At 53.2% G+C, this 23548-nt stretch carries 20 protein-coding genes; 7 read left to right on the top strand and 13 right to left on the bottom strand.

Going from position 1 to position 23548, the window contains the following annotated elements; translation table 11 throughout:
• Positions 1 to 103 precede the first annotated feature (103 nt).
• The 5 genes from H7F16_RS06405 to H7F16_RS06385 all read left to right on the top strand — a co-directional run bounded on the left by H7F16_RS06405 (position 104) and on the right by H7F16_RS06385 (position 8003).
• Positions 104 to 2803 (top strand): tetratricopeptide repeat protein, encoded by a 2700-nt coding sequence (locus H7F16_RS06405; protein ID WP_185796759.1) that lies wholly within the window; start codon positions 104 to 106, stop codon positions 2801 to 2803.
• 283 nt (positions 2804 to 3086) lie between these two features.
• Complete coding sequence (locus tag H7F16_RS06400) at positions 3087 to 4511, top strand: mannose-1-phosphate guanylyltransferase/mannose-6-phosphate isomerase (RefSeq protein ID WP_185797516.1); 1425 nt, start codon at positions 3087 to 3089, stop codon at positions 4509 to 4511.
• A gap of 4 nt (positions 4512 to 4515) precedes the next feature.
• A complete protein-coding gene (locus H7F16_RS06395) occupies positions 4516 to 5910 on the top strand; it encodes a phosphohexomutase domain-containing protein (protein WP_185797515.1) in 1395 nt (464 codons plus the stop codon).
• Between the two features lie 301 nt (positions 5911 to 6211).
• Positions 6212 to 7132, top strand: coding sequence for a hypothetical protein (locus H7F16_RS06390; protein ID WP_185796758.1), 921 nt, complete (start codon positions 6212 to 6214; stop codon positions 7130 to 7132).
• A 466-nt stretch (positions 7133 to 7598) separates the two neighbouring features.
• On the top strand, positions 7599 to 8003 hold the full coding sequence (locus H7F16_RS06385) for a nuclear transport factor 2 family protein (protein ID WP_185796757.1): 405 nt from the start codon (positions 7599 to 7601) through the stop codon (positions 8001 to 8003).
• 68 nt (positions 8004 to 8071) lie between these two features.
• On the opposite strand, the gene H7F16_RS06380 is transcribed toward H7F16_RS06385, so the two are convergent.
• Positions 8072 to 8254, bottom strand: a complete 183-nt coding sequence (locus tag H7F16_RS06380; RefSeq protein ID WP_241741358.1) for a DUF1330 domain-containing protein — start codon at positions 8252 to 8254, stop codon at positions 8072 to 8074.
• A 295-nt stretch (positions 8255 to 8549) separates the two neighbouring features.
• On the opposite strand from H7F16_RS06380, the gene H7F16_RS06375 reads away from it, so the two are divergent.
• Together H7F16_RS06375 and H7F16_RS06370 are read left to right on the top strand one after the other, a co-directional pair.
• Positions 8550 to 9032: a universal stress protein gene (locus H7F16_RS06375; RefSeq protein ID WP_185796755.1), complete on the top strand. Its 483-nt coding sequence runs from the start codon at positions 8550 to 8552 to the stop codon at positions 9030 to 9032.
• 137 nt (positions 9033 to 9169) lie between these two features.
• Positions 9170 to 10978 (top strand): response regulator, encoded by a 1809-nt coding sequence (locus H7F16_RS06370; protein WP_185796754.1) that lies wholly within the window; start codon positions 9170 to 9172, stop codon positions 10976 to 10978.
• 337 nt (positions 10979 to 11315) lie between these two features.
• Here H7F16_RS06370 and H7F16_RS06365 read toward each other — a convergent pair whose 3' ends face one another.
• The 12 genes from H7F16_RS06365 to H7F16_RS06310 all read right to left on the bottom strand — a co-directional run bounded on the left by H7F16_RS06365 (position 11316) and on the right by H7F16_RS06310 (position 23519).
• On the bottom strand, positions 11316 to 12137 hold the full coding sequence (locus tag H7F16_RS06365; protein ID WP_185796753.1) for an IS3 family transposase: 822 nt from the start codon (positions 12135 to 12137) through the stop codon (positions 11316 to 11318).
• Entirely contained in the window at positions 12134 to 12451 is a 318-nt protein-coding gene (locus H7F16_RS06360) for a DUF1153 domain-containing protein (RefSeq protein WP_045982276.1), read from the bottom strand. The genes H7F16_RS06365 and H7F16_RS06360 overlap by 4 nt, the downstream gene beginning before the upstream one ends.
• 272 nt (positions 12452 to 12723) lie before the next feature.
• Complete coding sequence (locus H7F16_RS06355; RefSeq protein ID WP_185796752.1) at positions 12724 to 13437, bottom strand: class I SAM-dependent methyltransferase; 714 nt, start codon at positions 13435 to 13437, stop codon at positions 12724 to 12726.
• 439 nt (positions 13438 to 13876) lie between these two features.
• Positions 13877 to 15178, bottom strand: a complete 1302-nt coding sequence (locus H7F16_RS06350) for an O-antigen ligase family protein (RefSeq protein WP_185796751.1) — start codon at positions 15176 to 15178, stop codon at positions 13877 to 13879.
• Between the two features lie 571 nt (positions 15179 to 15749).
• The gene (locus H7F16_RS06345) at positions 15750 to 16637 is read right to left on the bottom strand and encodes a glycosyltransferase family protein (protein WP_185796750.1); all 888 of its coding nucleotides are present in this window, start codon (positions 16635 to 16637) and stop codon (positions 15750 to 15752) included.
• A gap of 15 nt (positions 16638 to 16652) precedes the next feature.
• Positions 16653 to 17519, bottom strand: a complete 867-nt coding sequence (locus H7F16_RS06340; protein ID WP_185796749.1) for a glycosyltransferase — start codon at positions 17517 to 17519, stop codon at positions 16653 to 16655.
• 65 nt (positions 17520 to 17584) lie between these two features.
• Complete coding sequence (locus H7F16_RS06335; protein ID WP_185796748.1) at positions 17585 to 18514, bottom strand: glycosyltransferase; 930 nt, start codon at positions 18512 to 18514, stop codon at positions 17585 to 17587.
• Positions 18511 to 19323 (bottom strand): 6-hydroxymethylpterin diphosphokinase MptE-like protein, encoded by an 813-nt coding sequence (locus H7F16_RS06330; protein WP_185796747.1) that lies wholly within the window; start codon positions 19321 to 19323, stop codon positions 18511 to 18513. The genes H7F16_RS06335 and H7F16_RS06330 overlap by 4 nt, the downstream gene beginning before the upstream one ends.
• A gap of 37 nt (positions 19324 to 19360) precedes the next feature.
• Positions 19361 to 20314, bottom strand: a complete 954-nt coding sequence (locus H7F16_RS06325; RefSeq protein WP_185796746.1) for a glycosyltransferase family 2 protein — start codon at positions 20312 to 20314, stop codon at positions 19361 to 19363.
• 19 nt (positions 20315 to 20333) lie between these two features.
• Positions 20334 to 21314: an NAD(P)-dependent oxidoreductase gene (locus tag H7F16_RS06320; RefSeq protein ID WP_185796745.1), complete on the bottom strand. Its 981-nt coding sequence runs from the start codon at positions 21312 to 21314 to the stop codon at positions 20334 to 20336.
• Positions 21311 to 21994: an acylneuraminate cytidylyltransferase family protein gene (locus H7F16_RS06315; RefSeq protein WP_185796744.1), complete on the bottom strand. Its 684-nt coding sequence runs from the start codon at positions 21992 to 21994 to the stop codon at positions 21311 to 21313. The genes H7F16_RS06320 and H7F16_RS06315 overlap by 4 nt, the downstream gene beginning before the upstream one ends.
• An 85-nt stretch (positions 21995 to 22079) precedes the next feature.
• On the bottom strand, positions 22080 to 23519 hold the full coding sequence (locus H7F16_RS06310) for a lipopolysaccharide biosynthesis protein (protein ID WP_185796743.1): 1440 nt from the start codon (positions 23517 to 23519) through the stop codon (positions 22080 to 22082).
• Positions 23520 to 23548 lie beyond the last annotated feature (29 nt).

The raw sequence follows: 23548 nt of genomic DNA, 5'->3' as shown, positions 1-23548 counted from the left end.
AACCTCCTCCGTAAAGTGAATACTTTGATAAAGAAGCCTTGACAGCATAACCGAACCGAAACCCAATACAAGTAAACAAGAACTCGTACGAACGGAGTATCCAATGCATTTTCGAAAACTATACTTAAGTACAGCGCTGTTGCTTATTACGTCAGTTAGCACATCCGTATTCTCTCAGGAAGCCGCGCCCTCCCAACAGGAATCCAGCGTTAAATCTGCGTCTGACATACAAGATATCAATCTTGCTTTAGAAGACTTAAGCAAGGAACTCTTTTCCAATTTGGATCCGAAAGGAACCTATGCCCTAAAGAATGCCAATCCGGAAGATTCTGGCATTCCGGAGAACCTTTTAAAGCAACTCGCGGCATCACTTCAATCATCCCTAATGGTTGCTTCAGATTTTCAAATTAACATAATCGACCAAGGCCAACAGAACAGCGCTTGGGCAAATGCAGTAGAATTTAACGGCGCAGACTTTGAAGAAATGGTCAGCCAAGCAAATTTCTCAGCTCTTATAATATTGAACGCCCGAGCTACGAATTCCGGAATTGATCTGTCTTTACAAGCGATCGGCGCTACGGCAGAAAACGCTGGTCAAGTTGTTTCAAGCACAGCTATGAAATCTGTTTCTCTTGACTGGTCAAAATTTGTCAGTGCTGATCTGACAGACAAGACTTCAAAGAAGATCGATGATATTCAGGCAGAGCTTGAGAAACTGAAATCTCTCACTGAGCCCGTGGAGGCCCCAAAGAGTTTTGCGGACTTTCTTCACAACGCAAGGATCCACAAAAGTCGAGGTGAGATGGATACTACCATTTCGAGCCTCGAAAGTGCAGTAAAGCTTGAGCCAAAATTTGTCGATGTGCTTTCGGATCTTACTGAGCTTCTTGTGCAGAAGTATGGAGCACAAAACGCACAGCTTTATATAGACAAACGTCTTAAGGCAAATCTTGGCGACGAGATGTATACCGTTGCCTCACTAATTATCGATCCAAACAGCAGCCAAATTGGAATCGGCGACTTCATAGACCAAAAAATCAAGTCACCGCCGCTTGCAGCGCGCTGGCTCTGGGGGGCCGGACAACAAGTTCTGGATCGCCGCTCATCAAGTGATGGACCCTATCAATATGATTTTGCTGTACTTTCAGCGGCGCGTCTGGTCATTCGTTCATACGAAACTGGGCAGTTTCAGACTTACTTTGTTGACCCACTAGAAGCATCTAAATTCGCCAAACTGGACGAAGCAAAGGCAATTGAACAGAGGCTCAACCGCGTTGAATATTCCGTATTTACGACCAAGTACGAAAGAAACACTGGAAATAGCTACTATGATCTTCCAGGCGTGTGCAGGAGTTCAGCCCTGTTCTATCCTGACTCAATGCCAGATGAGCTTAAATTACGAAAGAAGACTGAATGTGAGAAATATTATGTGGCATCTCGTCGAATATCACAATCACTCATAGACTCTCTCCTTGAGCATGATGGCGAAATCGCGCCAAATAACGTTTCGACGCAAATTCAAGAAACGACAATAGAGCAAATTCCGCTAGATAGAATTTTTGTGTCAGGCGCTCCGGACTCGCCCTCAATCAGAATGCCATGCTATCAGGGTCCGGATTCCTCCGAGACTGCCACTACAGCGTCCCTTCCGAAAGGAAGCCTTGACAAATTTCTCGATAGTCGGGTTGAGCCGAGCCAGTATCGGGAACTCGGATTGCTCAACCCCGATCAACCAGTTTTCGAGCTTGAATTCCCAACTGTAGCTAATGATCGATTGAACTTTGCCGATTTCTGTCTTCCGAGAGGCCAAGATATTGGCAAAATAGTTGGGATATCCGAATTCATTATCACAGATGACGTTGACACAGAAAAGCCCATCCTGGTCAACGCCCTGGTACCAAGTAATTCCGACGAAATTCATTCCGTCACAGTGGATATTACTAAAGACGGCACGACATTTTCTGACTCCGGCCTACAGGTTCTCACAGAGAAGAGTGAAGGCAACCTTACGATCATTTCATCGCCAAAGAATTCTTGGCTTTGGGCACCCGGTGTAGTCCAAAGCCTTATTGGTCGAACCAACATAGTATCTGTTAGTTATACAGATATTTCTGGCGCAGAAAAAACAATCGGCAAACAAAAGATCTTCGTTCATGCTTCGGACGATTTTGTATCACGTCAATCTTTGGACGACGGATTTGTAGGAGATGATGGTCGTTTTAAGCCCACTTTAATTGATGGTTACACGCTACTAGGTTCAATTGATTGGAGCTTGGAACGTGGGGATGCCAAAGGGTTCGATGGGTCAGAAGGCCCATACGGGGCGCAGGAATCCTACGGCAGTACGGGTGGTGAGGGTGAGGACGGCTATGAAGGTGAAGGAAACCCCGACGGTGCTACCGAAATGGGGGGAACAAACCAATCGGATAGTGGAAGTTGGGTCAGCCTGGCAGAATTCGGCACGTGCTTTCCGGCGACAGAACTTCAATACCGTGCTGCAAACATCAATGAGTACGTAAGCATGCGAGAAACCTCATCAACAGATGCCCCATCGATTACCCGAATAATGAAAGACGAACAGCTGACACGTGCTGATGACACAGTGTACTTGGGTCTAAACAGCCGGTTGAGAGATGCCTGTTTTGTCCTGTGTGACAGCGAAGGAAAACTAGGCACTTCAAATCCGAGCGGCGTTGCAGAGTGCATTTCAGATAATGCTCTCTGGTTTAAAATGCGAGCTGCGTCCGGTCAGACAGGGTATATCAGCGCGAAGTTTCTTGCAGTGGAGGGCTACGGAGAATGAAACAAATTTGCCAAGATTTTCCTGTCCGCCTGCGCCCTCGCCGCAATCGTCATTTTCTGGCTTTGACGATCAATTGGGCTGGCACCTAACGACTGATCTGATCTGATCCGATCCCCAGAACACTCTGCCTTGAGACAGGCGCATGTGGGGATCGGGTCGAATCAAGAAACGGCGCTGGTAGCTGCCAGATGAAATTTCGCATGAAGATCAAAGCAATGCCCTTGATGCGCACTCACAACTCTTACATGTAGAAGTAGAATTGAATCATCTGGAGTGCCCCACGTTGATAACACCAGTCATTCTGTGTGGAGGCGCGGGAACCCGCCTTTGGCCCCTGTCCCGCAAGGGGTTTCCCAAGCAATTCACGCGATTGGTGGGAGAGAGGAGCCTCTTTTCCGCCTCGGCAGAGCGCCTTTCGGGGGCCGACTACAAGCCACCCGTCGTGGTGACCGGCTCCGATTTCCGCTTTATTGTCGTAGAACAACTCATGGAGGCTGGGATCGAGCCCGGCGTGGTTCTGATTGAACCCGAACCGCGCAACACCGCCCCCGCCGTTCTTGCGGCGGCGCTCCATCTCGCCACGGACGTTCCAGATGCACTGATGCTGGTCGCGCCATCCGATCATTCGATCTCGGACGCGGCAGCCTTTCGGCTCACAGTCCAGTCAGGGGTCGATGCGGCGCGTGACGGACGGATCGTAACCTTCGGCATCGCGCCGACACGCCCCGAAACCGGCTATGGATGGCTTGAGTTGGAGGGCGCGGCAACCCCGGTCGCACCACTGCGGCGCTTCGTCGAAAAGCCGGACGCCGCGCGCGCAGAGGCCATGCTTGCAGCGGGCAATTTCCTTTGGAATGCCGGTATTTTCCTGTTTACGGCGCGGACCATCATCGAAGCGTTCAAGGCCCATGCGCCCGGGTTGTTTGAACCTGTGCGCGCCGCAGTGGCAGGCGCAAAGCCCGACCTCGGCTTTCTGCGTCTGGCACCTGAACCTTGGGCGGGCGTTCCGTCGATTTCGGTCGATTACGCGGTGATGGAGCGCGCGGCGAATATGTCGGTGGTCCCGTTCTCGGGCAGTTGGACAGATCTTGGCGGCTGGGATGCCGTTGCCGATGAAATGGGTGTAGATGCCAGCGGCAACAGTCAGTCGGGCACTGCAACGGCACTCGATTGCAGGAATACTTTGCTGCGATCCGACAGCGATGGCCTCGAACTCGTCGGGATCGGTCTCGATGACATCTTTGCCATCGCGATGAAGGATGCCGTTCTCGTCGCACATCGCTCGCGCGCGCAAGATGTAAAGCTGGCGGTCGCTGCCCTGACGGCCAAGGGCGCCAAGCAGGCCGAAGCCTTTGCGACGGACCATCGCCCTTGGGGTTGGTTCGAGACGCTGGCCCTGTCCGACAGGTTTCAGGTCAAGAGGATCGTGGTCAAACCCGGCGCGACGCTGTCACTTCAAAGCCACATGCATCGCGCGGAACACTGGATCGTCGTCAGTGGCACAGCGCAGGTGACGATCGGTGAAGAGGTCCGCCTCGTCAGCGAGAACCAGTCGGTCTATGTTCCGCTTGGCTGCAAACACCGGTTGGGCAACCCGGGAAAACTTCCGATGGTGCTGATCGAGGTCCAGACCGGCGCTTATCTCGGCGAGGACGATATCATCCGCTATGAAGACGTCTATTCCCGCGGCCAAGGTGAAAAGGGCTGACGATATGTCGCCAAAATTTGGCACATCCGGTCTTCGCGGGCTGGTGACAGAGCTTACGGCAGACCTGTTGGCCGACCACATACGCGCATTTCTGGCTGCATGTCCGTTAGGAACGGGCCTTTACGTTGCGCGTGACTTGCGACCGTCCTCCCCTGCGATTGCCGAATTGGTTATTGCCGCAGCGCTGCAAGAAGGCGTGACGGTTACCGATTGCGGCGCCGTGCCCACGCCCGCACTGGCGCTTGCCGCGATGGGTGCGGGGGCCGCCGCCGTGATGGTCACAGGCAGCCACATTCCAGCCGACCGCAACGGCCTGAAATTTTACACCCCCGCCGGTGAAATCACGAAGCAGGACGAAGCCGCGATCCTCGCCGCGCTCGGACGTTCTTCGGGGCGTGCCAACGCTAGGCTTGCGACCGACACCAATGCCGGACAGGCTTGGGTCAACAGATATGTCACAGCCTTCGGCGGCGGCGCCTTGGCTGGCCGCAGGATAGGTGTGTGGTCGCACAGTGCTGTCAGCCGCGACTTGCTCCGCGATGCGCTCGCGGCACTCGGGGCTCTGACCGTCGAAGTAGGCCGATCCGACGAATTCATTCCCGTCGATACCGAGGCAGTCCCCGGCTGGGCGCGGCAAGCGATACGCCAATGGGTCGTGGACCACGGCCTTGATGCTCTGGTTTCAACCGACGGCGACGGCGACCGCCCCCTTCTCGCCGACGAGAGAGGCGAGGTCATCCCCGGCGACATTCTTGGACAAATCACGGCGCGCGTATTGACGGCTGACACTGTGGTCACGCCGTTGACGTCGAACACGGGGGCCGAGCTTTCCGGCCATTTCGCCCGTGTGATCCGGACGCGGATCGGGTCGCCCTTCGTCATCGCTGGCATGGCAGGCGCGGGCCTCGGCCGGCGCGTGGTGGGATACGAGGCGAACGGTGGCTTTCTTCTCGGCTTCGACGCTTGCCTGTCGGGACCGCTTCCTGCACTGGCGACACGCGACAGCCTCTTGCCGATCCTTGCAACCCTTGTCGCTGCGGGCAAAAGCAGCCTGTCCCGCCTCGTGAGCGCCGAACCGTCCAGGTTCACAGCCGCAGACAGGCTTGAGAATGTCGACCCGTCCGCATCAGGTGCATTGGTGCGCAGGATGGCCGAGGACGCGACCTTACTTGACAGCCTCCTCTCCTCGTTAGGCGAAGAAACCGACACGATCGATGTCACGGACGGCCTGCGGGTCCACCTCCACTCGGGGCGCATCCTGCACATCCGCCCCTCTGGCAACGCCCCGGAACTGCGCATCTATGTCGAGGCTGAAGATGCCCGAAGCGCCAATGAGGTGTTGGGAATTGCCTGCCAGAGAGTGGGAGAGATGATTTCGAGCGCGCATCGGGAGGACTGACCCGTCGAGGCCTTTCGGGGTCTCAGCGCCAATCGAAACGCTTCTCATAGGCGCGGATCGCTTCAGATCTGTTCCGTGCATGGCAGTTTAGCGCCACAAATCATGGCCGTCTGCCACCTCGCGACCTCGGAAGCATGTGGCACCATGCGCAAAAGGTGCAGCGCTAGGTGGCAGAAAGCCGCAACAACGCCGTTCCCGATGGCGGTCTAACGCTCTTCCGCGCCCCCTTGTCGGTCGGTCGTCATTGAACATTCCGCCCCAAAGACCTAGGAGGATCTCCCCACTCCATAAAGGTTACCCAATGCACGCCTCGCTGTCCCAACAAGAAGCCGCCCTGCTCGATACGCTGGCCGCTCTCCTGCCCGGTGACACCCGTATGGAAAAGGATGCCTTGCGTGTCCTCGTCGGCTCGAAAGGGTTCGAGATGGGGAGAAACTACCTGAATTTGCGCAGCTACGGCGTTGTGGAAGAACAAGAGACCGCTCCCGGTTTCTTTCGGCGGCTGATCGGCGCCCAGCCCAAGCACTATGTCGCCCTGACCCAGACAGGACGTGACCGGGCAAAGCCTTCTGAGAATGTCCCGACGGTCGAGGGTTCTGCCGCTGCCCCCGATCCCGAGCCTCGGCTTACAAGCCCCGCTCAATCCACGCTTGACGGTAAGGCCGAGGCAGCGAAGCGCACAAAGGCACCTGCCAAGGCGGGCAACAGGCAGCGCCCCCCTGCCCGGCCAAGGCTGGACGACTTTACCGAAACTCTTGGTGGCGCGCCCCGCCAAGAGGTCGCCCCCCTGCGGGACCCGATCCGGCTCGAGGGCCTTGCGGAAATGCTGGGTCTGACCGACTTTCAACTGACGCCCGCCGGACAGATGCTGGCCGAACGGCGTTGGGCCGAAGGACGCCGCGACAGCGAAGTCGCGCTGGAAATCCTTCTGGTCGCGGTCGCACATGCCGTGCGCCTCGACGATGTGGGGATGGCGCGTCTCGACAGGGATGTCGTCAAACTCTTCTTTGCCGAGGTCGAGAAGGATTTTGCCCATCTGGTGTCTGCTGGCGAGCTTTCCGGAACCTATCTGGCGCAAAGCGTAGGTAGCGCACTTGCAATGCTGGGGCCGGACAAAGCCGCGCAGGCCCAACTGTCGGCAATCCTTGAAGATCCCCTCCTCGGAGCAGCACCTCCGGCGACATGTCCGGACGAATTCTTCCTTCCCGAGGACCTGTCCTGATCAAGGACTTAGGGCGGAACGTCACAAGATCGGCGAGCGGCAGCGCGGGGCTTTGCCCCCTGCGCCAGTCTACGCCCGTCGACAGCAACGCGAACGCCAACAGGGTCGGCCCCACCCTTAACTAAGATAATGATTAACCGGCAGAAGTGCGGGCGACGCGTCCTGCCCCAGGTGTGGCGCGAGGCTGATCTCGGCGGCGCGGCATGTTTATCTGTCAATCGGCGTTGATGATGTGACAGCCCCCGACAGCATTGATGCGCCAAGATGGGTAAGCGCCCAGCTGGTGGCAGGCGTGGTCACCGGCCCCGCAAAGTGCGCGGCCCGGGCAGCGGAGAGTTGTTTCATGAGGAGAAACTCGCTCTAAAGTTGACAGCTGCAAGAATCCCGCGATCCTTTCGCTCGCAACGAGGCGCTACACGAGAGCGGGATTGGTGAGAACGAAGTATAAGGACGCAGGGGGCTGCCGATGAATTTTGGATCAGAACACGACGCGATCAGATCCGTCGTTGTCGACTACCTCGAGGGAATGGTTTGGGGCGATGAAGAACGGTTGCGGCGCGCCTTTCACCATGGCGCACTGCAAGTTGGCCACTTTGGCGATACTTACGAGTTCTTCCCGCTGCAGGAGTTCATCGACTGGCTGAAATCAGAAGAGACCCAGCCTGAGGGATCAACATATTCAGCCGAGATGATTTCCATTGAAGTGACTGGAACCGTTGCGATCGCGAAAGTCACAGACACTTGCTTCGGGACCGACTTCACCGACTACCTTGTCTTGGTGAAAAGCTCTCCCGGCGCAGCCGGCCGATGGCAAATCGTGACAAAGGCCTACCACGTCCATGCGGGGCGCGGCCTGCCGCCCAAAACATAAACAAAATTTTAAATAGTTCGAAACCGTTGGGCGGAAACTAAAGCAGGTCGGATTTCCGACAATCGCGGTTAAGCCGAGCCTTCGAGGATGGAGAGTTCGCGATCAAAGGCGCGGGCGGCAATCGGAAGCGATGCTTGATATTCCGGGTCAGCGTAGCAGGCCTTGGCCTGCTCGAAGCTTGCGAACCACACGATGAACTGGCGCGGCCGATGCTCCCCTTCAATGGTCACGATCTGACCCCGCCCTGCCAGAACCTCGGCACCTTAGCGTGGCGCCACCTTAGCCCAGACGTCGTTGTAAGCCTTCAGCGCGTCCTGGTCTTTGACCGCATCGGCTTTCACAATCCAATATCCCGCCATGCTCGTCTCCCTTTCCTGCGTTGCAGCTTGCCTATATGCCAAGGCACCGGGTTTGTCTGGAGCCGCCGATACCGTCCCATCGCGGACTGGCGGGCCGTAATGCCCTTAGATGCCGCGGTTGTTTTGAACCCCGATCGGGCGTATACTGTGTCAGATCTTGCCATGGAAACTCATTCGAGAGGCAGCCATGTATCGCACGATCGTTTTGGCATATGATGGGACCTTGGAAGGCCGGCTCGCACTTCGAGAAGGTGCCAGGCTCGCCCAGATCTGCAATGCCCGCGTCGTCCTGATGGCCGTGCTAGAGCCCGCCGGAGAAATGTATGTCGGCGATTTTGGGACAATCTACCCGCCCGAGGATCGTAGGCCGGACGTTCAGCGTATCCTTGACGAAGGCTTCGCGCGCTTGACCCGAATGGGACTGCGCCCCGAGGCACGGCTCGAAATCGGCGATGCCGCAGAGCGGATCACGAGCGTTGCACAACAGGTCAGCGCCGATCTGGTCGTTGTCGGTCATCACAAGCAAGGGGCGATTGCCAGATGGCTCCTTGGGTCGGTCACGAATTCGCTCAGCAACACGCTCGCATGCAGCCTGCTAGTTGCGCGGCACGAGATTTCGGACGACGTGCTCTTTTCATCTGACACGTCGCAGAGCGTTATACTGAGTTAGAAGTCTGGTCGATCGCTCCTTCACAGACCCGTTCGCCCGTTCACGTCTCCAGCAAAAAACTATCCATTTGATAACAATCCAACCTTGCGACATACTTTCTCAATTCCAACGCCATGCCGTCTAAACTCCACGGTCTGATGATGCAGATAAACTTTCCAGCGGATTATGATGGGTCCAGTTCGTTTTCCGGCGCAATGATGGAAGCGCACCGCAGCGTAGTGCTACGCCTTTTGTTAGAAGGGAAACCTCTACGCGTAATCCATACCGAAATTGTCGAGGGCATCGAACGTATCCTTCCAAAAACCAAGTGCTCGATCCTTTTGGTATCCGCTGACGGCAAACACCTAACGCTCGGAGCCGCACCCAGTTTCCCTGCAGCATACAACACGGCTGTCGATGGCATCGAGATACGACAGGGGGCTGGCTCTTGCGGCACAGCCGCATATCTGAACGAACGCGTCATCGTCACGGATATAACTACCGACCTGCGGTGGAAGGAATTCAAGGATGCGGCAAGTGCTGCAGGCCTCGCATCCTGTTGGTCGCAACCGGTGACGGACCCTAAGAACCGCGTGATCGGAACCTTTGCGATCTACAAAGGCCATTCAGGTGCTCCCGATCGGACGGACCTTCAGGTCATCGAGCACGCGTCAAGCTTGACCTCGATTGCGATCGAGCGGGACCGCGCAGATCATGAACTTAAGCGCTATCAGCATCACTTGGAAAAACTTGTCGAAGAACGGTCGCGCGAGATTTTACACCTGAACGAGGAGTTGCGCGCTGCAGCTGATGCCGCAGTAGCGGCGAACGCGGCCAAGGGAACTTTTCTGGCGAATATGAGTCATGAAATTCGGACGCCGATGAATGCCGTGTTGGGATTGTCGTTTCTGATCCGTGATGAAGCAACCGACCCGTTGCAGCGTCAACGGATCGAGAAGGTCATCACTGCAGGGCAGCACCTGCTTGGAACAATCGATGCAATCCTAGACCTGAGCAAGATCGACGCGGGCAAATTTACTCTCAATGAGGCTGCATTCCGGACGAGTGAGTTGGTTTCTAGCGTCGTCGAGATGATGAAGGAGCGTGCCAGTGCAAAAGGCTTACGGCTGAAAACCGACATTGTCGGCGTACCCCAAGCTTTGATCGGAGACGAGGTACGTCTGAAACAATCGCTGATCAACTACATCGGCAATGCCATCAAATTTTCGAACAGTGGAGACGTTGTCGTCCGCGCACGTGTAATCGAACGTCTGTCGGACAGGGTAACGGTTAAGTTCGAGATCGAAGATCAAGGCGAAGGGATTGAACCGGAGATACTCAGCAAATTGTTTTCCGCATTCGAGCAAGCTGGAACTTCATCCGCGCATCTGCAAGGCAGTACAGGGCTCGGGCTAGTGATCACGCGCCGGTTCGCACAGTTGATGGGCGGCGATGCAGGCGCAGAAAGTGTGCCAGGGCAAGGGAGCACCTTCTGGTTCACCGTTTGCCTGCATGTCGCAAAAGCTTCTCCGACGCCCCGAGACGATGCATCTATGTCAGCCAAGGACGTGCTGCGCGCGGAGTTTTCCGGACTGCGCGTTCTCTTGGTCGAGGACGAACCTCTCAATACTGAAATTTCGTCCGCCTTCCTCAAGGCCGCTGGATTTTTCGTGGATGCGGCCAGTGACGGTTTCGAAGCTTTGGAACTCGCAACGCTAAACCGATACGCGCTGATCCTGATGGATATGCAAATGCCGCGACTTGGCGGCCTCGCCGCGACAGAAGAGATCAGGCTGCTTCCGGCACATCATGAAACCCCAATCATCGCTATGACCGCGAATGCCTTTGTGGAGGATCAAAAGCGCTGCCTTGCCGCTGGTATGAACGGCTTCATCACCAAACCCGTGCTGCCGAACGTTCTCTACAGTCACATTCTTGAAACCCTCCGCGGGCGAGGCCAGCAATGATCTAATTAATTGAGCAACCCTGCGGCATGAAACTGGTGGAAAAATTCAGTCGGGAACGGGACCTTCGGAGGCATCCTGTGTTGATTTCTACACAGAACTGAGCCGGGTATGGAGTGAACCCATTGGACTGGACCACGGTGTCATACGATCTAAACCGCCTTTCGGGCGAGTTGGGTTTCGAACTCCTCTGGGGATTGGTATCCTAGGGAGGAGTGTAGTTTTTTTGGCTTTGTAGACCTGCTCGATGTATCGGGGCAACCGTACTGCGACATCGGCGAAGGTCTAGTATCCGGCGCGATAGACCTCTTCTGTATCGACCCAGCGGAATCTGCACAGGTTAAGCCGCTAATGCGAATGCCTCAGCGGGGGTTTTCATGTCCAGCGCCTGATGTGGGCGGCGATGGTTGTAGAAGCTGATCCAGTCACCGATGGCGCGGGTTGCATGTTGGATGCTGTCGAAGCGCTGGCGATGGATGCACTGCTCTTTCAGCGTTCGGATGACACGCTCAACCATGCCGTTCTGCTGCGGGCAGTGTGGCGTGATGAACTCCTGCTTCAGGCCGTAGCTCCTGACGAGGGCGGTGTAGCGGCGGCTGGTGAAGACCAGGCCGTTGTCGGACCTCAGAAGGAACTCACGCGTGACCTTGCCCAAGGTGCCGAACCGGCTGATGAGGGCATGCTCGAGGGCACTGGCAGCGGTCGTTGCCTTGCCGGATCGCGACAGATGCCAGCCCAGAAGCTCACGGGTGTGACAGTCGATGACGAGGGCCAAAGTTGTCCAGCCGTCGCGCCCCGCCCAAACCCGGCACAGGTCGGTGGACCAGCGTTCGTTCGGAGCCGTGGCCACCGAGGGCACGGCCTCAATGCGGGGCCGCATGCCGATCGGGCGCTTGCGCACCTGCCAGCCCTTGATCTGGAAGATGCGCTGAACCGTGTTCTTGTTGAAGCCCAGAAGCCACGCCACCGTGCGGTAGCCAAAGGACGGCTCCTTTTCGATCATGACCTTGATCGGATCGGCAAAGCGGGGATCGACCTTCGGCGCAGCCTTGGTCGGCTTGTAATAGACCGTCCGCCGCGACACCCCGAACCAGGCACAAAGCTTGGTCAGCGGCACCGCGATCCCATCGGCCAGAAGGCCCTCATGGAGCGTCCGGATCAATTGCCGTCCTCCCGCTCCATGAGGGCCGCCAGCTTTTTTCTGGCGCGCAGCTCCAACATGGCCTCGCCGTAGGCCTCCTGCAGGTCCTTCAGCTGCTTCTCATATTGCTCGCGGATCTCCAGCGGGTTCGCACGCAGGGCATTCTCCATGCCCCGCTTGGCATCATCGACCCAGCCCTCGATCTCGGACGGCGAAAGGTCATAAGCCCGACTGGCCTCCGCCACCGTCGTCTTGCCCTGAATGATTTCGACCACCAGCGCCGTCTTACGCTTCGCCGTCCACCGTTTGATGCTGTCGTCCATCGTCACACTCATCGCTACCGTCTCCTTTGTAGCATGAGCAGATTTTCACTGGGTCGATACAGATACCACAACGAGGAACGGCCACACGGCGCGATCGGCAACAAGGTCCCGATCATGCTCACGAGATCGGGGGGCGTCACCAGCCCGTCACCCTGAGCGAAGCCGGAAAACTCTGCCTTCGGGCGGTCCAACGTTGGGGGTCGGATCACTCAAACCCGGAGTCTCGCTCACGCTGGATAAAGGTTGGGGGCAACGTCACGAACCCCAATCGTACAATTGCAAACCTATTTGCGCAAAGTACAGGAAAAATACACTTGCGAGTTTAAGAATTCTCCAAAAATTGGGAAGGGCGAGAAGTACTTCTTTTCAATACTAAATCCGCTATCGATTAAAAGATATTCAATGTTCTTATGACAAAACCCAACATGAGATGGTATATAGCCCGTATTGCCTCTGAACTTAGGCTTAGAGAAAAGGGACCGGAAAATATCTCTGAAGCCAGTACCGCTATGCGCCTGACCGATTAGCATACGAAAAATATTCTTGAAAAATCCTGAAAATCCCGTCTCGATTGGAACGGAAATCAATAGCTTCCCGTTGGGAGAAAGCGCATTTTTAATCATGGTTAAGTGATTGACCGCTTCAATAGCGGTAAAATGCTCCAATACCTCCGCACAAATAATAACATCGAAGCAATAAAATTCCTCAAGCTCCTGTATCAAATTAACTTCTAAATCGAGCTTGCTTACAGTCTCGGTCAATTGAAGATATTGCGACTCAACAGGTTCATACGCCCACAATTCATATGAACCTATTTGTCTTCTGGCTATCTCTGCAAACAGATAACCGTCACCCGCGCCGTAATCCAATAATTTTAATTGTGTCCTACCTGCAGAAGCTTCCCCTATAAACTTACAATATCTATGAAATCTAGATTTATGTGAAAACCGTTTCAATCTCGACGGATTTTCATGTGTGAGTTCGGCATATGAAGTCATCTTGCGTCCTGTCGGTGTAGAGTGGAGACCATCATGTTGTGCGGGCTTCATAGTAGTACAACATATGCAGGCGAGTCGGGATTGGCGTTTTAGAAATTAAGAGTTGGGCGGTCCTTAAACAGCTCAAACAATAATTCCGGTAACGGGGTTTGATACTCGTGCGATGAACTGCCTTCCTAGCTGCAACAGAAATCTCCAACGACAAATTCCTCTTGGGAGTCTCATGCCCTTGCATGAAGTCAGGCCTGCAATACTGCAAGCGACAACCTCGATGCGCGGTAGTTTGCCACACTTGCAAACCTCAAAATCGCAAGACATTCTCTTACAAGACATTCTCTTAAATGTGCGCATGTCTAGGACCCGTAAGAGGGATAGTACACACATAGAATTCCTTTGCAAACGAGCTCGCGCTAGTATTTGCCAAGGCGGGAACATTGCTTCACTTGTGTTGGCGCATCTGCTTGCTTCGGGTGAAGTTTAAGTTCCCCGCGCCAAAACGAAGTTTGCGCGAGTCGGTCGAAGCAATTTCAGTGGTGGTTTTGACTTCATCAATGCGGCCAACACATTGTAAACCAATCAGCGCAATGAAAGGAATATAAGTGAAAGTTGAATAAACAGTGCCTGCTGCTTCGTTGAAGCCAGCCAGCAGTATAAAAAGAATCAAGGAATTTAATCTGGGATGATTTCTTCTGCTGGCCTCACTTGCACGGAGAGTGCACGAAACTAGCAAAAACAGACCAACTATCCCAGTGTCGAACAAGGTTTGCAGCGCTGAATTGTGTAACGAGTAGGTGCGCTGAAGTATCAAACCAACGTCACCTGAAGAGAGAATAGATCCAATCGCGCTAACAGCTGTTGTATTCAGAGCGCTGAGATATCCTGTGCCGAAAAAGTATGAAGGCAGGCTTCGATGAATTTCCTCAAAAACTCCAGTCCAAATCACGCTTCGGCCGGTGCCAACACCAAGCGATTCGGCCTCGGCTCGAGTGAGTAAGTCCCCAAATTGAGTCCCAGATATGGAAGAATAAATCAAGATCTGTAGCGGCGCGGAGAATACCCAGAGAAACACTAAAGTGCGCATGACTGCAACGCTTAAATATCGAGGCGCAATTATAAACAGTGTTGTAATGCATGTTGCTATGAAAGCACCCTGGCTGTCCGAAATAAATAGGTAGAAAGCGCCGCACAGACCACAAAAAACAAAGTACCATATTCTCATTTCCAAAATCAGCCAGAGTGATGAAATTGCACCAAAGGCACCAATGAGTGCATTTACGTTCGGACTTGAGATTAAGCCTGTATTGAGAACGCGAACACCAGAAATCCAAGACAAGATATACTGCTGCCCTCCCCCCGTTGTGAGATCATAAGATAACATCAACGCTGGCGTTAAAGCGGGGCCCGCAATCACCCAATAAATCAGTCGACTTTTGGTACGCAGATCACGTACCGACGCTGAAACAGCGGCCACGATGAAAATCACGGGAGAAGTCGAGATAAATGCCGCATGCGCAGATAGAAGCGCACTTTCGGAAAGTGCCGGAGTGCGTATTAGGCCAATCATAATGGCAACACCTAAGCCAAGAAACAGGCACGACCAAACTAAAGTTTTAATTTTTATTAGCGTAAAACTTGTTGAAAAAAAAGTATATACCGATAATATCCCGGCTGCAACAATGCCGACAGCCGCAATAATGAGAAATGGCCCACGACCGGCAACGGTTTCGACGACCAGTGCCATCGGCATCCCTGCAAAAGAAAATCCGACGCACGATATGAGAAGGGGGCGGAATCTAAGCGGCATTTGGTCGAGCCTCTTGCTCCGAATGCAATTTGATATCATTTATCTATGACGGTGTAGTGCAGTGAAGAGCAAGAAATATTTGGAACATAGCTCTACGTTCTGTGGCGATGTTGCGAAAATTCGCTCATCTACTGCATGGCTTGGTTGAATCCTGAGGGCTGTTGGTAGGGTCTGTTACACAGTTCGTTCTGAACAAAGCTCTCACGCTGCATCTCGTGCGTACCATAAGCAGACAGACTCTGCGGTCAGAAGCGGAAGAAACGGTTTCGCTCCGACGCGAGCCCAATGACATGGAAATTGTGCCGGGCGAACTACCTCGCAATCTGGAAGCTGGAACATTTTCGGCGATTTGAGACCGGCCGTTCCGTCTTTGCTCACCATGAAAATAGCGGACAATGGGGTTCACGCGATCCACACAATTCTTTTGCTGGATACCTTGGAACTTCACGCCTTTGTGAGATTGGAAGTCATACTGAGTATCCGGCGAAGATCGCAAACCTCATTTGTATCAAGCGATAAATGATCTAAATTGAAAAAAGTGAACGACCGCCTTTCTAGCTACAGCAAATGCCTTGGGCAAGGGATGCGATATGTATTCAGGCGGCGCCAGCACACCGATGTGGCTAGATACCCTTATAGTTCCGTTGGAAATGCGGTGCATGTTCGTGTGTAGAACTACGTGCTCACACTCGACGCCTGTGCCGATATAACTAGCGTCGTCAAAAAGCGCACGATGATAAATACATAACCCATTGAATGCACTGAAGAATTTTCTTCCAGAAGCTGTCCCGAGTCGGCGCTGCATACGTGAAACACTGATGGCTTTCAGAAATCTAGCAAATGGTCTCCAAGTAAAAGACCATAAATTGTGCTGATCTATCTTCAAACGATAAAAATCTAGTGCAGGGTTATTTGAATTTTCTGTTTCCCGTAGCGCCAAAATGTCATAGTGGAATGGGACCGAGTAACTGCAAACGCCTGATGTTAACGGTTTGTCAAGTTCTGCAAGCGCTTTAGACAGATTGTTGACGCTCAGTGGACATGCAAGCTCCAGATCAGTGTCCAGAACAATTACAACGTCGTCGGACTTCGCGTCAGGCAAGCTCTTTCTCAGTGCCTCCCGGCCAGCAGCCATGCGTGCCAACCGTTCGGAGATGGTCGCCATAAAACTTGTATCTACTACTGCCAGCCATGGTTTTTCTTGTGCCGCGCGTTCCAGCAGTTCCCTCGTCCCGTCTATGGAGCCATTTTCCCCGAAGATCACCTGAATGTCGAAACTTCCAGTAATTCGAAGCTCTGTTAAAATTTTAATAAGGGCGGGCAGACTGTTTGCACAATTGCGACACAATCCTAGCACGAAAATTCTACGAGTTAACCCATCCTTCATCGTTCCCACCCTGCGCTATCCTTTTCACAAATCCTGCATATCTTCAGCGGACTTCCGAGGTTGGTATCGGCGCTTTCGCCCTGTTGCAATGCGGTAAGCGTCGACCATACGATACAGCACACTTTCCGGTAGTACATAGGTGAGTAGGTTCAGCACCGTCGCTTTAATGAGAGGGAACGATGATTTTGGCTTAATATTGTGCTTCGCCATCACTGCGGACATCTCAAAGATGCTCATCAAACGTTTTTCCGGCACACTGCTAGTGCCCCCGTAGCGAAAATTAGCAACCGTCTGGGGAAAAAACACTGGCTCAAAAACGGCTGCTAGTCGCAAAATCATATCTCGATCACCAGCAATACGATACTGTGCATCGAAGAGCCCAAAACGCGTGAAGGTATCGGTTCGCTGAAAGGTAGCTTGATGCGGGAACAGTTCAAAACGACGAATGTGATTCAGCGCCTGCGACCAAGGTGCACCGCAGTCATACATTAAGTTCCCATTCTCGCCCAACACATCCACCCTACCATATGCCATTAGTACATTATCAGGTAAACGGGAGAGGAACTCTGCTGCGTCCTGTAATGTATTAGGACATTTGAAGGTATCTCCAGCGCCCATGAAAATAACCCAACGACCCCGCGCCTGCGGTAATACCCTGTTCCAAGCATCATAAATCCCGTAGTCTGTCTGAACTATATGAACAATGGGATACGGTCGAGCGGTAACGTATTGCGCAGGATCATCGGTAGAATTGCAGTCGGCGATCAGCACTTCAAAATTGACAAAGGTTTGTAAAGCGAAATTATCTAGAGTTTTCGATAGATCAACCGCAGCATTTCTGATTGATACTACAATGGTCACGAATATGTCGGCGCTCCTTTCGTTTTTCATCAAGGAAACATACTCCAGAGCAGTGGATAAAAGTGCGAGTCCGACAAGACCCTTGGGTCATACACTTAATATGGTTTTCGTGTCATCAGTCGAATGTCGGCAAGTTGCCCCAAAGTAAGACGAGACAGAGACCGCCGTCTCGTCACCATGTCCCACTGACGCGTATAATTGTTAAAAGTAATTACAGGTTGTCTAGCAGATATAGCCAAGCGCATGAGGCTTGAGCCGACACGTCCGTGTTGGGCGAGGCTGTTCCACAGTCGAGACGGCGATGGTTTCTGACTGCATAAGTTCATGACTTCTCGTTCATACTGATCTTGGTGTATCGACGATCGCTGGCGTCCTGGCTGTTCCCGAAACGCCGCGAGGGGGATATCGACTGGTATAAGATCTGAGTGCTGAGCAAAACGCATCCATAGATCAAAATCTGCTGCTAACGACAGCGAGACATCTAGGCCATCCACTTTTTCCCACAAACTGCGACGCCAAAACATACTTTCCTGCTGCAAGAAACCTCCAAATTTCGGTCGAAACCAGCCATTTCTAATAAAGTGCGTAGGATATGCCCCAGGCTTGTATTCGACACGCGTAAGATCACCTTCTTCCGAAAGAAAACTAGGTGCACCCGTTATCCAGTCAATATCCGGAAACTTTGCAAAAATTGCCGACACTACTTGGAAGGTCCATGGCATCAGAATGTCATCTGCGTTAATCCAAGCTAAAACATCACCATGCGCCTTCTTGAAACCCTTTGATATAGCGTGATATTGTCCAGCGTCAGGTTCGCTTATTAGCACATCAATTTTGTCTGCAAATTCTTTTGCAATTTCTGCTGTGCGATCAGTAGACGCTCCATCAATAAAAATATACTGATCATGTGATCGCTTTTGACTTGTTACAGATGAAATTGTTTTTGCTACCGTGGCTTCCATATTCCGAGCGGCCGTAACGATTGAAATACTTGGCATTGTCTTTTCTGAATTGCTGCCACTCACGTTTCAGCCTCGCTTTGGGATCTAAAATCTGGATTGGTGGCGAGGAATTCTATAAGGGGCATTCTCTGAAATACTTCTAAGTTACCTCCCTCCGTGCAGTTAAAGACAAGCCGTCCGTTTCGTTGGAAACGACCCCTTGCCAATTCGTAGGCGCGCTCACTATTTGTCAAGTCAGCCAATTGCCATGGGGTTCCATCCGCAAAATACCTTGGATCAAAGTGATTCTGATCTGGCCCACGAGACAATTGAAGCTCGTTTGGCTTGCCCACCTGACTAAAACTGTGATCAGCGCCCACTATAGCAACGCGCGCAAATCCCAAATGAAAGGCGATTTGCAGCGCTGAATATGTTACAGTTGCAAATTCGCAAGTGATGTGGCCGGGTCTTTCTGAAAAGAAAAGCGCTTGATCGTCAAAATTCAAAAAATTAACGTTACTACGTTTGGTGACGCACTCATTTCCAGCTCGGGATAAAATCAGCGGAATTTCTGTTTTATTGAAGAATTCTGAGTTTTGCTCAATGACATACTTGTTAATTGCAACGATCATATCTGGGCGCATCGTTGTCCGGTCAAACAGCAAGTTTATTTTGTTCAGCCCAATTATGTATCGGCCTTTGAGCTTATCAAAGGGAACTTTATTGAGGCTGGGCCCATTGCAGAGCAAAATACAGTCCTTGCCCCTTTGACTGTCCTTGAGCGCAGCAAATGCTGCAATTGTAGACCGGCCAGCTGGCGTTTTGCGCCAACGCAAGACCGAAATCTCTCGCCTTACCGCGTCTTTCAGTGGCCGCAATGCGCGTCTGATCATTGTATTTCCCATTCAAGTTCGACGGCTGTCGCGCGTTCTAACGTGTCGGCTTGTCGCCAGTCTGGCGATAGTCGATGTCTAGTGATGACTGCAAATTATGATCACGTCGGTACGTTGTCGGATAGTAAAACCTGCTTCGCAACTCTGCGTCGGCGTTGTCTGGGTCCCGATGTCCCAGCCATGTCCCCAGAAACTGATTTAAGCGGAATAGAACGATGCCCGCTGCTTCGTGGCGTAGGCGGCCCATTTGTGCGGCAGTTTTCATATCTGAGGCTACATTGCGTACAGTCAACGAGAGGAAATCTACAAAGCTAAAGCGGATGACTGGTTCGATCGTCCGCAGTGCGATTGCTTCGCGTCGATAGCGGTTGCGCACCCGTGACCAAGTTTCCTGATGCACATGAGCGATTACGGCTTCTGCAACATAGGCGATTTGACCGCCACGTGTACGAACTCCCTTGGCCCAAGCGAGATCCTCTAGTCCAGTTAGGGTTTCGTCATAATGCTGTTGTTCCCATAAACTACGGCGAACCGCGCAATTGGCGTTGTTGCAGAAATTGTGTGCCTGATGCCGCACGGATTGCGCCGGAAACCAGGATTTGAAGACTTCATGCTCCGAGAACCGTGTCACCTCGTTCCCAACCTGCCGACCGTAGCTAATGGCGATGCTGGAGTCCTCAAAGGGCGCGATAATACGTTCAAGCCAATCTCGGCGCAGGGGGTAAACATGCGCCGAAGCGAACAGTAGAAATTCCCCTTTTGCCACCGCGCATCCGAGGTTCAAGGCTCGTCCGAACGAGAACTCTGCTTTTGGGATTCGTACAATTTGTACACCGTAGCGCTCCGCAATCGGCACGGTACTGTCAGTTGATCCTGAGTCCACCAAGATAATTTCAAAATCGCGCATGTTTTGCATTTCGAGACCATGCAAAAGCCTGCCGATATGTTGTTCTTCGTTATAGCTTCGAATGATGATCGAAATCTTCGGCATGAGTACTCTTGTTAGGCTCTCAAGCAATGCGGTTGCAGCTGAGCAGATGATCTGGCTTCACGCCCAGCATGGCGAGCGCGATATCGACACTTGCTCGGTTGGTACGATGTATCGCTTCTGCAGTTGATGATCCGGAATGGGTGCCAAACAGGCAATTGTCGAAACATCGCAGGAGACTGCCTGCAGGCAGAGGCTCAACCTCGAACACGTCGAGACCGGCAGCGGCGACACGGCCTGAATCCAGAGCAGCTATCAGCGCAGTTTCGTCTATGATAGGACCACGGGCTACGTTGATAATGAGCACACCAGGTTTCATGCGTCCAAAAGCGGTAGCGTTCAAAAGATGATGGTTTTTGGCTGTGAGAGCACAGGCGAGAAAGATGACATCGGCTTGGTCAAGTATGTCTTCGAAGCTGACCTGGGTGGCACCGACGTCTTCCAGAGCTGACGTGGGGATGGTGACGACGTCACACCCGATTGCCTGCATGCCAAAGGCGCGCACCCGTCGGCAAATTTCGCGGCCGATACCACCCAACCCGATGATTCCAGAAACCTTCCCGTTTAGAGATGTCCCCTCAAACCGGGTCCATTTTCCTTGGCGGACGTCTCGGTCCATCTTGTGGATATGCCTGGACAGGTTTAGCAGGTGACCAAGAGCCAGATCTGCGACTTCGTGGTTGAACATTCCTGGTGTGTTGAACACCGGCAAGCCCAGCCGAGTTGCGGTCGGTTTGTCCACATTGTCGGTTCCGATGCCCCAACGCACGAGGCCGCGCAGACGGCCCGAGACGCCTGCTTCGAGGACATCCGCGCCCAGCGCATCATCACCAGCAATTGCTACGTCTGCGTCGCGCAGGAAATTTGCCATATCGTCTGCCCCGAATTGCTGGCCCGTCAGGGGGGGGACATTAACGTCAAAACCATGGGCGCGGATCTCGTCGCGATACAGCCCAATATGTCTTTGGAGATGGCCGCAGGTTACAAGGATGGTGGCTGTCATTGCTTCTTTTCCTTCGTCCCGTGATAAATTGCCTCGGCGACCCGAAAGTTGATCTCCTCGTCGATATCTACTGCTTCAAATGGGTCCATTTCGAACATGTAGGGACGCATTCCGATGCGGTTCTGGCGTACGACCAGATTGTCCTTAGAAAAGATGTAGATACAGGAATTTTCTTCGAACAGTGGCGGCAAGTCCTGCGTGCGTAACAAAATCGCCGGATTGTGGTTTACGGCCCGCGCCAAGGGATCCCATAGGCGAGTCTGGACCCGAGTCACAGAAAAGAGCGAGTCATAGATGGGGTAATTACTAAAGAATGTGTCCACTGCCGCGCGGACGGTTTCCTTCGAAAGCAGCGGATTCGTGGAATGCGTCTGAAGATAGAATTCACTATCGACGATCGAAATGTCATGCAAGAGCACGTTGTTCATCGGAGTGGTTCCCGCGCGCAGGTGGTCGGGCCTGTCGATCAATTGAACCTGAGGATAATCGCGTCTGCAAATTTCCTGCACGATTGTCGAGTCGGTGTCGATCACCACTTTGTCGATGCCTTCGGTCGCCGTGAGAACATCGAGCATGTGTTGGAACAGGGGGCGTCCGTTACCGAAGGGACGATAATTCTTTCCTTTCACCCGTTCGGACGAGTGACGCATCGGCATGAGCGCAACGAGTTTGTGTTTCATGAGCAAAAATCCAGTAATCGCAGAGGGAAGTTAACGTTAGTGGTTTGTCAGGGCTGTGCGTCCGTTTGCGGTGTGTATGGTGTCGCTACCTCCAAACACCCGCGGCAATGGTGAGGCTGGCCATAAGGCCTATCGCTGGGCCAAGGCTGGTCCGGCATTCAAAGTGTATCCGGCTTTGCTGCATGAAACTCAGCGCCAACCGTGATGTGACGGGGCAAAGGTAAAGACCATAACCTATGAGCAGTGCGAGCGGCACGGCAATAACGCCTGCTATCGGCCAAAGGAGGGCGAAGGCGGCTAGCACGATGAAGCAAGTCAGGCCATTCACGCGGTGCCAGACGACATGGTTGGACAAGGTGTAGATTTGCATATGCATCGCACCATAGCGCTCTGCGAAAAAGGCGACGGATAAGAGCAATGAAAGGTCATGGGGAACAGTCGCTATCGATCCGTTTATAAGCGACAGGACCGCAGGAAAAATGACGAGAACTGCAAAAACACCGACGACCATAGTCCAGAGCGACAGCATTAGACCCCGCTGGGCCAATTCAACCATGGCTGCGCGGTTCATTTCAGCATTGGCTTTGGCCATTGCAGGGAGGCGAGAATAGAACGGTGCTTGCGACATCTGGCTCGCGACGGTGATCAAGCGCAAAACAAGCAGATACCCGGCGGCGGCTTCGGGGCTTGCAAGTTGGGGCATCAACATGCCCGACCCTTGGATGATGCCAGTGCTGAGAAGCACACCGATACCGGAACGCCAAGCAGTAGCCCAAGCCACCTTAAACAGTTCGGGGTTCCATACCGCCTCGACGACGGGGACGATGGCAGTTTCGGCAATAAAAACCTGTCGTTGACGCCTGATCAGCGCATAACCCACAACTGTCCAGAAACTATAGCATGCTGCAAGCCATGCGATGTTTGATGTCAACCAAACTACAATTGCGGCACTCGTAATTTGGAACAGGCCAAGTACGGTTTCCAGACGCCGGAGTGTGGTGATCCGGTCGAGCCCCATTAGGATTGCATTATTTTTGCCGTTTATCAGGGCGAATGGCACCGAGATGGCGGTGAAGAGCCAAGCCAGCCACCCCTCGGAAGGCAGAGAAAGCGCGGTGATGGGAGCGGCCAGAACAGCAGTTCCAACTGTGGTCACGATGAACGTGCCAATTGCGGCCATGCCAAGATAGACCCGAGCGGAAGTGGTCACAATCTGCGCCACGTCAAGCCGCTGCCCGCTTTTGGGATGGCGCTCGTTATGGGACGCAATCTTTGCTGCAGGTTGGCGCAGGGCCTCCAGAGTGCCGCCTCCCCGTGCCACGGCAATAAACCGAGAAAAGGTTGGGGTCAGACCGAAGTCGATCCACATCATCATAGCGAGGATACTGCTCTGCAGTTGCCAGACGAGCACTTGGTGGACGTCAAGGTGCCGCAAGGCGACTGGCAAAAGCACGGCCAATCCACCCACTCGCACTACAATGCTCATCCAAGTGTTAATAGTGGCTGATTGTAGCAGGGCTTTCATGCCTGCAATCGCCCTGAAATGAGAAAGTC

Source organism: Paragemmobacter straminiformis (assembly GCF_014243445.1).
Classification (GTDB): Bacteria; Pseudomonadota; Alphaproteobacteria; order Rhodobacterales; family Rhodobacteraceae; genus Paragemmobacter; species Paragemmobacter straminiformis.
Note: the sequence above shows the minus strand (reverse complement) of the source record. Positions and strands in the feature narration are given on the sequence as shown.

What these genes read in the sequence shown, in the direction of transcription:
- H7F16_RS06340 (WP_185796749.1), bottom strand. Translation starts at nt 17,519, where the DNA reads ATGAAAAACGAAAGGAGCGCCGACATATTCGTGACCATTGTAGTATCA.
- H7F16_RS06375 (WP_185796755.1), top strand. Translation starts at nt 8,550, where the DNA reads ATGTATCGCACGATCGTTTTGGCATATGATGGGACCTTGGAAGGCCGG.
- H7F16_RS06330 (WP_185796747.1), bottom strand. Translation starts at nt 19,323, where the DNA reads ATGATCAGACGCGCATTGCGGCCACTGAAAGACGCGGTAAGGCGAGAG.
- H7F16_RS06325 (WP_185796746.1), bottom strand. Translation starts at nt 20,314, where the DNA reads ATGCCGAAGATTTCGATCATCATTCGAAGCTATAACGAAGAACAACAT.
- H7F16_RS06320 (WP_185796745.1), bottom strand. Translation starts at nt 21,314, where the DNA reads ATGACAGCCACCATCCTTGTAACCTGCGGCCATCTCCAAAGACATATT.
- H7F16_RS06360 (WP_045982276.1), bottom strand. Translation starts at nt 12,451, where the DNA reads ATGAGTGTGACGATGGACGACAGCATCAAACGGTGGACGGCGAAGCGT.
- H7F16_RS06390 (WP_185796758.1), top strand. Translation starts at nt 6,212, where the DNA reads ATGCACGCCTCGCTGTCCCAACAAGAAGCCGCCCTGCTCGATACGCTG.
- H7F16_RS06385 (WP_185796757.1), top strand. Translation starts at nt 7,599, where the DNA reads ATGAATTTTGGATCAGAACACGACGCGATCAGATCCGTCGTTGTCGAC.
- H7F16_RS06355 (WP_185796752.1), bottom strand. Translation starts at nt 13,437, where the DNA reads ATGACTTCATATGCCGAACTCACACATGAAAATCCGTCGAGATTGAAA.
- H7F16_RS06405 (WP_185796759.1), top strand. Translation starts at nt 104, where the DNA reads ATGCATTTTCGAAAACTATACTTAAGTACAGCGCTGTTGCTTATTACG.
- H7F16_RS06310 (WP_185796743.1), bottom strand. Translation starts at nt 23,519, where the DNA reads ATGAAAGCCCTGCTACAATCAGCCACTATTAACACTTGGATGAGCATT.
- H7F16_RS06350 (WP_185796751.1), bottom strand. Translation starts at nt 15,178, where the DNA reads ATGGCACTGGTCGTCGAAACCGTTGCCGGTCGTGGGCCATTTCTCATT.
- H7F16_RS06370 (WP_185796754.1), top strand. Translation starts at nt 9,170, where the DNA reads ATGATGCAGATAAACTTTCCAGCGGATTATGATGGGTCCAGTTCGTTT.
- H7F16_RS06315 (WP_185796744.1), bottom strand. Translation starts at nt 21,994, where the DNA reads ATGAAACACAAACTCGTTGCGCTCATGCCGATGCGTCACTCGTCCGAA.
- H7F16_RS06395 (WP_185797515.1), top strand. Translation starts at nt 4,516, where the DNA reads ATGTCGCCAAAATTTGGCACATCCGGTCTTCGCGGGCTGGTGACAGAG.